Here is an 11,840-nt window from a genome sequence, read left to right as displayed (position 1 = left end):
GCATTTGGATTTTTCACTTTTCACTGTTCGTTTTTCACTTTCACTTACGCGTTCTCTCCGATAATCTCTTTTGAACGTTTAAGGGCGGTGCTTATGTGGTCGCAGATGTTCTCCTTGCCTATAAGTTCGTTGAAACCAGACCTTTCGAGTACGGCCCGGACATTGCTGTTAACGCCCGACAGCACTATCTCGATGCCCTCCTTGCGGCTCATTATACAGAGATTCTTCAGGTTGTGTATTCCCGTTGAGTCGACAAATGGCACCTTTCTCATGCGTATCACCCTCACAACGGGACGGTCGCCGAACACGGCCATCACCTCCTCAAACTTGTTACCGGCTCCGAAGAAGTAAGGACCGTTAATCTCGTACACCTCTACGCCTTTGGGTATAGTGAGGTGCTCAAGGTTGCCCTGCTCGATGTCAAGCTCGTCGTTGGGGTCAATCTCGTCCATAATCACCTTTACGTCAGTTGTTTCGGCCATGCGCTTCATAAACAGCAGGCAGGCTATGAGCAGGCCCACCTCGATGGCTATGGTGAGGTCGAATATTATGGTGAGGAAGAACGTTATCAGCAGCACTGCCACATCGCTCTTGGGATTCTTCATAAGCTCTGTGAACGAGCGCCATCCCGACATGCCGTATGACACTATCACCAGCACTCCTGCCAGGCAGGCCATGGGGATATACTGCGCCAGCGGCATGAGGAACAGGAATATCAGCATGAGCACGGCAGCGTGTATGATGCCCGCCACGGGCGTGCGTCCGCCGTTGTTGATGTTGGTCATTGTGCGCGCTATGGCTCCCGTTGCCGGTATTCCGCCGAACAGCGGCGATGCCAGGTTGGCAATGCCCTGGGCTATAAGCTCGGTGTTAGAGTCGTGATGGTCGCCAGTTACACCGTCGGCAACTGTTGCCGACAGCAGCGACTCTATGGCTCCAAGTATGGCTATGGTGAATGCCGGCGACACGAGGCTCTTTATTGTCTCCCATGTCATCTGCGGCACCTGTGCGTCAGGCAGTTCGCTGCTTATCGAGAATCTGTCGCCAATGGTCTCTATCGACGTCACACCGGCAAAGTTTTTCAGCAGCAGCGCCGCCACCGTCATAACGATTATGGCTATCAGCGAGCCGGGAATCTTCTTGCTGAAGCGCGGCGTTACGGCTATCAGCAGCACGCTTGCCACGCCGATAATGGCGCTCCACATGTCAATGGTGCTTATGTTGGCGGCGTAGGCGCCCCACTTCTCGATGAAGTCGGCAGGCACATCTGTTATGCTAAGGCCCAGCAGGTCTTTTATCTGCGTGGTGAATATGGTTACGGCTATTCCGCTCGTGAAGCCCACGATTATGGGGTAGGGTATATACTTGATGATTACTCCGAGGCGCAGCAGGCCGAACAGGATGAGGAATGCGCCGGCCATGAGCGTGGCTATGGCAAGGCCCTCCATGCCGTACTGCTGTATTATGCCGTAGATGATGATGATGAAGGCGCCCGTGGGTCCGCCTATCTGCACCTTGCTTCCGCCAAACACCGACACTATAAGTCCGGCCACGATGGCGGTTATTATGCCCTGCTCGGGAGTTACGCCCGACGCTATACCGAAGGCTATGGCGAGCGGCAGGGCCACAATGCCTACTATTACTCCGGCCATGATGTCTGCCATCAGCGTCTTGCGGTTATAGCTTTTCAGCGTTGACAGCAGGCGCGGCCTGAATGCAAAAGGTTCCATTTGTTCTGATTTGTTGTTATTCTGAAATGTTATTTGTTTTAAAGAAGTCGCAAAGGTACAATGTTTGCGTTACATTACAAAACATTTTTTATGCTTTTTTAGTTTTTTACGCCGTTGCGCTTCATGCTTTTGCGCATTAAACGTATCTATATATAATAAAATATGTGTGATTTATCTTTGTCGCATTCGATTTGCGGTGCATTTGCATTGCAGATACAATAAAAAGATGTAATTTTGCCAAAAATATTTAGAATTTGATGAAAATACTGAATCTGGCAGGACGTGTGTTCACCAATATCTTCAAGCCGATAAAAGGCAATGCCGCTTTCTTTGTATTCATGTATGTGCTCGGCATCGTGTGCACTTATGCCGTAGTGCCCGACAAGCGCGGATATCACGCATGGCCGCTTGCGCCCTACGAGCTGTTCTTCGATGTGAGCATAATCTGCGTTGTGCTGTGGCTCTTGCCGCGCAGCGTGGCCAAGTGGCTGAAGCGTTTTATCTACGTATTCTTTTACATGATAGTGCTTGTCGACGTCTATTGCTTCGTGAAGTTCGACACGACGATAACCCCCACGATGCTGCTGCTTGTGGGCGAGACCGACAGCCGCGAGGCGGCAGAGTTTCTCGAGTCGTATCTCACGGGCTCCGTGGTGTTCAGCCGTCTGGGCTGGGTGCTGCTAGTGCTGCTTGCCCATGTGGCATGGGTGCTTATATGGCACAACCGCCCCAAGTGCAAGGCATGGCTGGAGGCCAAGACCGGCATGGCTTTAGGCGTGCCCGGATGGTGGCGCATGGCTGAGCCGTGGCTCGGACTGCTGTTCCTTGTGATGTTCGTGGTCAGCACGGTCAAGTGTTTTGCCGACAAGACGGCCTTTGTGCGCCTGATGTCCTACGACAACATAGGGCAGGTGGAGCACGAACTTACAAAGAAGGAGAAGGCCCAGCTGTATCTGCCCGGCTACCGCCTTGTGTTCAGCATATATGCCAACGAACTTACGGCCAAGCAGGTGAAGACCCTGGTGGAAAATATCGACAAGGCAAAGGTGGACAGCTGCTCGTTCCGCAGCAAGAATATCGTGCTGATAATAGGTGAGAGCTACAACCGTCATCATGCCGGACTGTACGGATACCATAAAGACACCACGCCAAGACAGGAGGCACGCGCTCAGAAGGGCGAGCTGATACCGTTCAGCGACGTTGTGGCGCCGTGGAATCTTACGAGCTTCGTGTTCAAGGCTCTCTTCTCGCTCTATACAGTGGGCGACAAGGGCGAATGGTGCGACTATCCGCTGTTCCCCGAGCTGTTCCGCAAGGCCGGCTATCATGTAACGTTCCTTACCAACCAGTTTCTGCCTCAGGCAAAGGAGGCTGTCTACGACTTCAGCGGCGGCTTCTTCCTGAACAATCCGCAGCTGAGCCACGCCATGTTCGACACGCGCAACACGCGGCTCTACCGGTACGACGACGGACTGCTGGGCGACTATGACAGGCTGCAGCGCAACAACGGAGAGAACAACCTGATAATATTCCATCTGAAGGGGCAGCACGTTGACTATCGCACGCGCTTCCCGAGAGACCGCAGACACTTTAATCCGGAAGATTACGACAGGCCCGAGCTCAAGCAGAAAGAGCTGCGCGTGCTTGCCGACTACGACAACGCAATATTGTATAACGACTCGATTGTCGACCAGATAATAAAGCGCTTCGAGGACGAAGACGCCATCGTGGTGTATGTGCCCGACCATGGCGAGGAGTGCTATGAGGGCGACGTACACTTCTACGGCCGAATGCACTCTACCGAGATAACGGCGCGCCTGGCACGCGAGGAGTTCGACATTCCGTTCTGGATATGGTGCTCACACAGCTTTATGGTTGGCCATCCGTCGCTGTTCAACGACATAGTGAAGGCCAAAGACCGTCGCTACATGACCGACGCGCTGCCGCATCTGCTGCTGTATCTGGGCGGCATAAGTTCGCCCCACTATCGCGACGACCTGAACGTGCTGAGCGACGGGTATAACGAAAAGAGACCAAGAATGTTAAAGAACACTACCGACTATGACAAACTCGGCGTTGAAGACTGACGCGCAGGACGCCGCAACCGGTGAGGTGCGGGCCGCGCGGCAATGGCGCCGTGACAAAATAACTTAAGACAATGAAAAAAGAACTGCTGAGCATGGCTGAGTCGAAGGCCCTCAGGGGCATAGCCATACTGGGAATAATTCTTCACAACTACTGCCACTTTCTGGGCTTTGCCGTAAAGGAGAACGAATACACCTTCACGGCATCTAAGCCGAGACAGCTGCTTGAGCGAATGCTGACGCTCGACGACAACCTGTTTATACACGTTATGTCGTTCTTCGGACACTACGGAGTGCCCGTGTTTCTGTTTATCAGCGGCTTCGGCCTCGTCTACAAGTATGAGCGCAGCACGCCGACGAGAGTAAGGGCGCTGCCCTTCATCGGCTTCCATTATGCCAAGCTGCTGCGCCTTATGTTCCTTGGCTATATAGGCTTTGCCGTGGTGAGCTATCTCCATCCGCACGGCTATCACGGCTATACCGTGGGCCGCGTCATAGCCCAGCTGCTGATGTATATCAACCTGATGCCCGACCCCGACCACATCATAAAGCCCGGGCCTTACTGGTATTTCGGACTCATGCTTCAGCTCTACATCGTCTACCGTCTTGTGCTCTATCGCCGCAGTTCGGCTGTTACGCTGGCTCTGATAGTGCTGTGCACGGCTGTCCAGGCATTTTTTCCGCCGTCGGTCGATGAGGGAGGCGAGATTCTAAACCGTATACGTTACAACTTTATTGGCGGCATGCTGCCCTTTGGTGCCGGCATACTCTATGCCCGCCACGGCCGCAACCTGCCCTTGCCGATAAATCTCACCATAGTAGTGGTGTCGGCATTCATCGTGTTCATAGGCAGCTTCTATTTCTGGTCGTGGCTGTTTGTGCCGCTGTTCATCGTAACCGGAGCCGTTGCCACCATGAAACTGATACCCGACAAGGCACTTGCCCCGTGCGTATGGTTCGGTGCCATATCGTCGGCGCTGTTCGTGATGCACCCCATCACGCGCGAGATAATTATAAAGATGTCTTACCGCGGATACATCTACACCGGACTGATCACGTATATCGTTGCGTCGATACTTCTGGCATGGCTGTTTAAGCTGATGTTCCGCTATATTCCAAAACCAAAGCTGAAGATATGATAAAAGCCATAAACCTTTCGGACATAAGCCGCTACCGCAGCGAACTGATGGGACTGGCCATGATATTTGTCATGCTGTTCCATGTGTGGATGCCCAAGAGCAATCCGATGTACGGCTTTGTGAGATGCGGAAACGTGGGCGTTGACATGTTCCTTTTCCTCAGCGGCATAGGCCTGTGGTATGCATGGAGCAAGAAGCCAACGCTGAAAAACTTTTTCTGGCGCCGCTACATACGCATCTATCCGGCATGGATACTTATGGCCTGCCTGTATTACATTCCGGCGTTTATCAACACTCCCGGCGGAGGCTACAGCCGCAACGTGCCCGACCTCGTTGCAAACATCCTGATAAACTGGAGCTTCTGGCGCATTGACGACCTGACGTTCTGGTTTATCCCTGCCATAATGATGATGTACACCTTTGCCCCGGCATACATGAAACTCATAGAGAAGCATCCCGAATACCGTTGGCTTGCGGTGGCCGCTATGGTGCTTGCCGTCATGGTGCAGTATTATCCGCCTGTGCATAAGGCTGTAGGGCATGTGGAGATATTCTTCAGCCGCATACCTATATTTCTTATCGGCATCAACTGCGGCGCGCTCGTAAAGGGCGGACGCAGCCTCGACGGCTCGTCGCTGTGGCTCGTGCTGCTGATTTTTGTCATGAGTTTGGCCATGTGTGTGGAGTTCGAGGAGTCGTGGCGAGGCCGTTTCCCGCTGTTCCTTGAGCGCATGGTCTACATTCCGCTCACCGTGTCGATGATATTGCTGCTTGTGAAACTGCTGTGCCATACGCCCGCTATTATCTGCCGGGCACTTGCCTTTGTGGGCACGGTAAGCCTTGAGCTTTATCTCATCCACATACAGTTTGTCATGAAATACATAACCCCCTACAAGCTGGGTTACTGTCTTACGGCTCTTATCATGATAGCCGTTTCTCTTGTACTTGCGTGGCTGTTGCACCGACTTGTGTCGTTCGTGATAGGATTCTTGCCGAAGAACATATAGCGGTCAACGGCATGTGACGGATATTGATAATGCATGGCACTGACCGGGCGGCCTGAGGTATATGGCCCTGCAGGGAGAGCAAGTCTTTGGCCTGGTCGGCAAAATGAAATTAAAAACGAGAAGTAATGAAAAGTAATCTGTTAAAACTGATACGTCCGCACCAGTGGCTAAAGAATGTGTTCGTGATGATACCCATGTTCTTCGGCGGCAGTCTGCTCGACCCGTCTGACATAAGGGCATCGGTCGTAACGTTCTTTGCATTCAGTTTCATTGCGTCGTCGGTCTATTGCTTCAACGACATTATCGACGTTGAGGCCGACCGCCGCCATCCCGTTAAGTGCAAGCGTCCAATCGCATCGGGCGCCATAAGCGTCAGGAGTGCCTGGGCCCTTATGGCTCTAATGTTTCTGCTGTCGGTAGGAACGGTGTGTCTGCTCGATACATACACCCATGTTATAAATGTGGGACTAGTAATCCTTATTTATTATATTCTGAACATTCTTTATTGTTCTAAGCTGAAGCAGTATGCCATTGTAGATGTCTGCATCATAGCTTTCGGCTTTGTGCTGCGCGTGCTTGCCGGAGGTTTTGCCACGGACATAGCCCTGAGCAAGTGGCTCGTGCTGATGACCTTCCTGCTCACTCTTTTCCTCTCGTTTGCCAAGCGGCGCGATGATGTGCTGCGCATGAACGAGACGGGAGAGCCGCCGAGAAAGAATACTATAAGGTATAACCTTACCTTCATAAATCAGGCAATAACCATCACGGCGTCGGTGACACTTGTATGCTATATCATGTACACCGTGTCGCCCGAGGTGGTAAACCGTTTCCATTCAGACCTGCTTTATCTCACTTCGGTTTTCGTGTTGCTCGGACTGTTACGCTACATACAGATAACCGTTGTTGACAAGAGGAGCGGCGACCCTACAAAGATGATGCTCCGCGACAGGTTCACGCAGTGCGTGGTGCTGCTATGGGCGCTTACGTTCCTTGTGCTGATATATGTAATAAAGTAAGGACAATAGCTGATTTAAGCGTATAAAGCATTTCTTGTGATTTAGATTATGGACAGTTCTTTAAAGATACACGCCTTTGATTTCGACGGCACACTGACCAACCGCGACACCCTTCTGGAGTTTATAAGGTTCGTCCGTGGCGACAAGGCTTTCTTTCTTTGCATGCTGCGCTATCTGCCGTTGCTGTTGCTGATGAAGCTTGGCCTTTATCCCAACTGGAAGGTAAAGCAGAAAGTCTTTGCCCATTGCTTCGGAGGGATGAAACTCGACGAGTTCAACAAATGGTGCGTGCGCTTTGCGAGTGAGAACATTTCTTTATTGCGGCCAAAAGGCATACAGAAGATTAACGAGGTGCTTGAGGAAGGCTGCAAGGTGGTTATTGTAAGCGCGAGTATAAACAACTGGGTGGAACCGTTCTTTGCCGGACTTGACGGCGTGACGGTCATCGGCACCATGATAGAGGAGCGCGACGGGGTTGTTACGGGGCGTTTTATCTCAAAGAACTGCTATGGCGAAGAGAAAGTGAGACGCCTGATACAGCTTTATCCCGGTCGTAATAGCTATTGGCTTGCGGCTTATGGCGACAGCAGGGGCGACTTCGAACTGCTTGACTTTGCCAACGAAAGCCACTATAAGCCTTTCAGAAAATAGCCTTTGACGCTTTCGTGGCGGTGAGAGTGCCGCGAATATACCGGCATGCCTGACGGATTGGCTTGATGCTTGGCTGACGCAATGAGGGACATTGGGCTGTCAGGGATTTTGGATTTTAGAAAATATAAACAAACGATATGAAGAAATTTTTCAGAATGTTTAAAATAAGGCGCGAGGAAATGGCCGCGTCGGTCTGCGCTCTCTGTGTGCTGATTGCTCTGCACGCAATGATGATAAGCAAGACTTTCAATACGTTTCTGCATACAGGCGGGGCGCACTGGAATATATTTATAAAGAACTTTGTAGTGTCTGGCTTCGACCCGATAACCTATTCTATGGTTACATATTGGGAAGCCAACTATAATGTTTACCGCCATCCGTTCCTTTCGTTCATGGTCTGGCCGCTGTCCTTGCTCGACGGCTGGCTGATGGATATGACGGGACTAAACCTTGTGCAGTTTATAGTGGCTGTTCCGCTCCTGTTCTTTGCATTCTATTCGTTTATATTCATCTTCCGCATCTTCCGCGACATAATAAAGATACGGCGTTTTGAGGCCACGGTGCTTTCGGCCATGCTGTTCTCGTTTGCGTATGTCATGATAGCAGCCGTAGTGCCCGATCATTTCTGCGTGTCGATGTTTCTGCTTGTGTTCGCGTTGTATATATCAGGCTTGAAAATACAGAACGGCACAAGGTTAAGCATCTGGCAGACGGTGCTGCTGTTTTTTGTTACGGCCGGCGTGACGCTTAGCAACGGCGTGAAGATATTCATATATGCGCTCTTTACCAACGGAAAGAAGTTCTTCCGCATCAAGTATCTGCTGCTTGCAGTGCTGCTGCCTTCAGCCCTTATATGGTTTTTTGCACGATGGGAATACCGCACTTTCGTATTGCCTAAAGAAAAGGCACGCCACGAAGCACGGCTGAAAAAGAGTGCCGAGACACGTCAGAAACTGTTCAATGCATTTGCCGACACAACGTCGCTGAAGGACAGTGCCGAGATAAAAAAAGCCTTTGCAAAGGAGATGAACAAGCGTGTGAAGGCAAAATATGTGAAAGACCACCAGAAGGCATGGAACAAGCATACCGGCAAGCCGATGGGCAAGGGCGAATTTATCAAGTGGACAGACATTTCTACATCGCGCTCTGAAACGGCTGTAGAGAACCTTTTTGGCGAGTCTATACAGCTGCACGACCAGCATCTGCTGCAGGATACGCTGCGCAGCAGGCCGGTGATAGTGCCTTACAGCTGGATTATCAACTACGTGGTTGAGGCTGTCATTGTTCTGCTGTTTATCGGCGGAATATGGTGCGGACGCCGTTCGCGCTTCCTTTGGATGGCTTTGGGCGGTTTTGCTTTCGACATGTTCCTGCACATGGGACTTGGCTTCGGCATCAACGAAGTGTATATAATGGGTGCCCACTGGCTGTTTGTAATGCCTATGGCAATGGCATTTGTGGTGAAACAGGCCGAGAACGGAAGATTCAGAACATGGCTGCGCGTGCTGCTCGTTGTGCTTACGCTGTGGCTTTGGGCATATAACGTCACTCTGCTTGCAGGCTATCTGCTGGGATAAACGGCAGCAGCCTGTGAGGATAACGGTCTGGCTGTAAGGTTGGTTTAACGCTTAACGCAAGAGATTTTATGAAGGTATCAGTGCTTGTGCCCGTCTACGGGGTGGAAAAGTATATTGAGCGTTGTGCTGTTTCGCTGTTCGAGCAGACACATCGTGACATGGAGTATGTGTTTGTAAACGACTGTACTCCAGACCGCAGCATAAGCATCTTGCGCTCAGTCATAGAGCGTTATCCTGACCGTGCGCCGCAGGTGCGCATAATAGACAATGAGGTGAACCGCGGAGTGGGTGCTACGCGTGCCGTGGCCATTGCTGCCGCAACAGGCGAATGTATCATGCATGCCGACAGCGACGACTATATGCCGCCGCGGGCTGTAGAGCTGTTGTGCGCCGAGATGGAGCGCAGCGGTGCCGATGTCGTCGACGGAGCCTGGCAACGTTTCACGTCGGCAGGACTGTCTGAGCCGGTGCTTCCATGCCAGACTCATGATACAAAGCGTTATCTCTCGCTTATGCTGTGCCAGAATATAGTGTCAAACCGCATGTGGGGACGGCTCTTCCGCCGCAGTCTGTATGCCGACCACGGCATAACCCTTGTGCCGGGAGTGGACTATAGCGAGGATTATTCTATAATGACGAGGCTGATGTTCTACGCCAAGCGGTCGTTTATCAACGATGTTGTTTATTATTACAGCGACGAAAACACGGCTTCTTATACACATACACGTTCGGAACGGCATCTGCGTTCATATCTGAAGGCAAACCGCATAGTGCTTGATTTCTTTACAGAGAACGACTCTCGCCGCGTGTATGCCGTGCCTTTGCAGTTGGGCATGATCAATGCCTTGCGCTGTGTGCGCACTGACGGATATAGCTTTGACGAGGCTTACGGCCTTCTGCCTTATCGTCCGTCAGGACCGCTGTTCAAGATGCTTGCCGCAATGTTCCGTGGGCGTTGCCCTTTCAGTATAGCCAATTTCGCATATCTCACGGCGCGCAAGATATGCAGCCGTTTCTTTTAGTCTAGACACCAATCTGTTATTAAACAGCACATTATTTTATATATTTTGTGCATTCATGCTTTCATCCGTATTTTAGTCTGCTTTTCTTGATATGGCCGCAATCAAACGAAAATCCGCTCAATATAAAGCAAAAAGCCCGACCGAATCCTAATGGTCGATTTGGGCTTATCGTCTTTATCGCTTTTTCCTGTTCTTGACAAACTCGATAGCTTCATTCAGAATCTCGGCATGTGCCAGTCGCATTATCGCAAGATAAAGAACGGCGGCAAGGATAAAGCGGCAGATAAGCAGCAGCCATAGGTTGGATATTGGAGCTGTAAGCGGCCATACCGCAGCCATGACCGCAGCCGCTGAAATCATGAACGGGCATATATCGCGCATTATCTCTGTAGTCCGTATGCCTGTAAGCTTGTTTAAGAAATACTGCCATATTCCGATAAACACAATGTTTCCGGCTGTATATGCCCAAACCATTGCCTGCATGTCGAACTTGGCGAATGCCACGACGATGGCTATCTGTATGACAATCTGCACCACGGTGCACCACAGGTATATGTCGCTGCGTCCGCGGCTTATCATAAGGTTCTGATACAGAGTGTAAAGCGGCATGAATGCTCCGCCGATGCATAGAATGCGGAGCAGTGGCACGCTGCTTAGCCACTGCTCGTGGATGGTCAGCAGGATAAACTCTTCGGCCACCATGGCAAGACCGAACATGGCAGGAAAGGAAAGCATGGCCGTGAGGCGCATCATCTTGCGGAACACGCGGCGCTCACGCTCGTTGTCGCCCGTAACCTGTGCCATTACCGGCTGTGCCACCTGCGCCATCGTTCCGCTGAGAAACGAATAGGCCATGGTGTTCCATTTGTTGGCCTGCGTAAAGCTTCCAACAGCCTTTATGGGGTAGAGGCGTCCGAAGATGAACACAAGAATGTTGCTGTTGAGCGTGTTGATTATTGACGTCAGCAAAATCTTCATGCTGAAGTTAAGCATCTTCTTTATTGGCCGCAGGTCTATGTGGAGCGTAGGATGCCAGGGCGTGTAAAAATAGCGCCCTATGTTGATTATGGTGATATATATAATCTGTTGCCATGCCAGGCTCCAGTAAGACTGTCCGTTTATTGCAAGCACCACTCCCACTATGCCTGATGTCACCAATGCTGCAAATCCTGTCACGGTGTTTTCCTTTACCATGAGGTTCTTGAACATGTATGCTCCGTGGGCAATGCCGAACGATGATATCACAAAGCTTAGAAAGACGAAGCGCGACAGCTCGGTCAGTGCAGGCTGATGGAAAAACAGCGATATGAGCGGGGCGCAGAAGAACAGAATGGTGTATATGCTGATGCTTACGATAACGTTGAACCAGAACACCGCATTATAGTCGCGGCTTTCAGGATGCTTCATGTTTGTCAGTGCCTGAGTGAATCCGCTGCTCTGCAGGTTGCCGGCTATTGCGGTGAATATGGTCAGCACGCCTACCATTCCGTAATCAGACGGCGTAAGCAGCCGGCCAAGGAATATGCCGAATATCAGATTTAAAATCTGTGTGGAGCCATTGTTCATCAGCCCCCATATCAGCCCTTTGGCTGTTTTCTCTTTTAATGTTTCCAT

9 protein-coding genes are annotated in these 11,840 nt (G+C 51.1%); 7 read left to right on the top strand and 2 right to left on the bottom strand.

The window, feature by feature from the left end:
- Nucleotides 1-44: 44 nt before the first annotated feature.
- Entirely contained in the window at nt 45-1,730 is a 1,686-nt protein-coding gene (locus ACU52_RS11660; protein ID WP_021855761.1) for a SulP family inorganic anion transporter, read from the bottom strand.
- 257 nt (nt 1,731-1,987) lie between these two features.
- Between ACU52_RS11660 and ACU52_RS11655 the strand changes: the two genes are divergently transcribed.
- From ACU52_RS11655 to ACU52_RS11625, 7 genes are all read left to right on the top strand, one after another.
- Entirely contained in the window at nt 1,988-3,817 is a 1,830-nt protein-coding gene (locus ACU52_RS11655; RefSeq protein WP_053398899.1) for a phosphoethanolamine transferase family protein, read from the top strand.
- 71 nt (nt 3,818-3,888) lie between these two features.
- Nucleotides 3,889-4,953, top strand: a complete 1,065-nt coding sequence (locus ACU52_RS11650; protein ID WP_053398898.1) for an acyltransferase family protein — start codon at nt 3,889-3,891, stop codon at nt 4,951-4,953.
- Complete coding sequence (locus ACU52_RS11645) at nt 4,950-5,960, top strand: acyltransferase family protein (protein ID WP_053398897.1); 1,011 nt, start codon at nt 4,950-4,952, stop codon at nt 5,958-5,960. The genes ACU52_RS11650 and ACU52_RS11645 overlap by 4 nt, the downstream gene beginning before the upstream one ends.
- 125 nt (nt 5,961-6,085) lie before the next feature.
- The gene (locus ACU52_RS11640) at nt 6,086-6,976 is read left to right on the top strand and encodes a decaprenyl-phosphate phosphoribosyltransferase (protein ID WP_053398896.1); all 891 of its coding nucleotides are present in this window, start codon (nt 6,086-6,088) and stop codon (nt 6,974-6,976) included.
- A 48-nt stretch (nt 6,977-7,024) separates the two neighbouring features.
- The gene (locus ACU52_RS11635; RefSeq protein WP_053398895.1) at nt 7,025-7,627 is read left to right on the top strand and encodes an HAD family hydrolase; all 603 of its coding nucleotides are present in this window, start codon (nt 7,025-7,027) and stop codon (nt 7,625-7,627) included.
- A 137-nt stretch (nt 7,628-7,764) separates the two neighbouring features.
- A complete protein-coding gene (locus ACU52_RS11630; RefSeq protein ID WP_053398894.1) occupies nt 7,765-9,204 on the top strand; it encodes a DUF6080 domain-containing protein in 1,440 nt (479 codons plus the stop codon).
- 68 nt (nt 9,205-9,272) lie between these two features.
- Nucleotides 9,273-10,226 (top strand): glycosyltransferase family 2 protein, encoded by a 954-nt coding sequence (locus tag ACU52_RS11625; protein ID WP_021855754.1) that lies wholly within the window; start codon nt 9,273-9,275, stop codon nt 10,224-10,226.
- A 174-nt stretch (nt 10,227-10,400) separates the two neighbouring features.
- On the opposite strand, the gene ACU52_RS11620 is transcribed toward ACU52_RS11625, so the two are convergent.
- Complete coding sequence (locus ACU52_RS11620; protein ID WP_053398893.1) at nt 10,401-11,840, bottom strand: lipopolysaccharide biosynthesis protein; 1,440 nt, start codon at nt 11,838-11,840, stop codon at nt 10,401-10,403.

The sequence above is a fragment of the Xylanibacter rarus genome (assembly GCF_001275135.1).
Classification (GTDB): Bacteria; Bacteroidota; Bacteroidia; order Bacteroidales; family Bacteroidaceae; genus Prevotella; species Prevotella rara.
This window is presented reverse-complemented; position numbering and strand designations above follow the sequence as displayed.

Coding starts and splice junctions, on each gene's coding strand:
- ACU52_RS11660 (WP_021855761.1), bottom strand. CDS start 1,730: ATGGAACCTTTTGCATTCAGGCCGCGCCTGCTGTCAACGCTGAAAAGC.
- ACU52_RS11655 (WP_053398899.1), top strand. CDS start 1,988: ATGAAAATACTGAATCTGGCAGGACGTGTGTTCACCAATATCTTCAAG.
- ACU52_RS11650 (WP_053398898.1), top strand. CDS start 3,889: ATGAAAAAAGAACTGCTGAGCATGGCTGAGTCGAAGGCCCTCAGGGGC.
- ACU52_RS11645 (WP_053398897.1), top strand. CDS start 4,950: ATGATAAAAGCCATAAACCTTTCGGACATAAGCCGCTACCGCAGCGAA.
- ACU52_RS11640 (WP_053398896.1), top strand. CDS start 6,086: ATGAAAAGTAATCTGTTAAAACTGATACGTCCGCACCAGTGGCTAAAG.
- ACU52_RS11635 (WP_053398895.1), top strand. CDS start 7,025: ATGGACAGTTCTTTAAAGATACACGCCTTTGATTTCGACGGCACACTG.
- ACU52_RS11630 (WP_053398894.1), top strand. CDS start 7,765: ATGAAGAAATTTTTCAGAATGTTTAAAATAAGGCGCGAGGAAATGGCC.
- ACU52_RS11625 (WP_021855754.1), top strand. CDS start 9,273: ATGAAGGTATCAGTGCTTGTGCCCGTCTACGGGGTGGAAAAGTATATT.
- ACU52_RS11620 (WP_053398893.1), bottom strand. CDS start 11,840: ATGGAAACATTAAAAGAGAAAACAGCCAAAGGGCTGATATGGGGGCTG.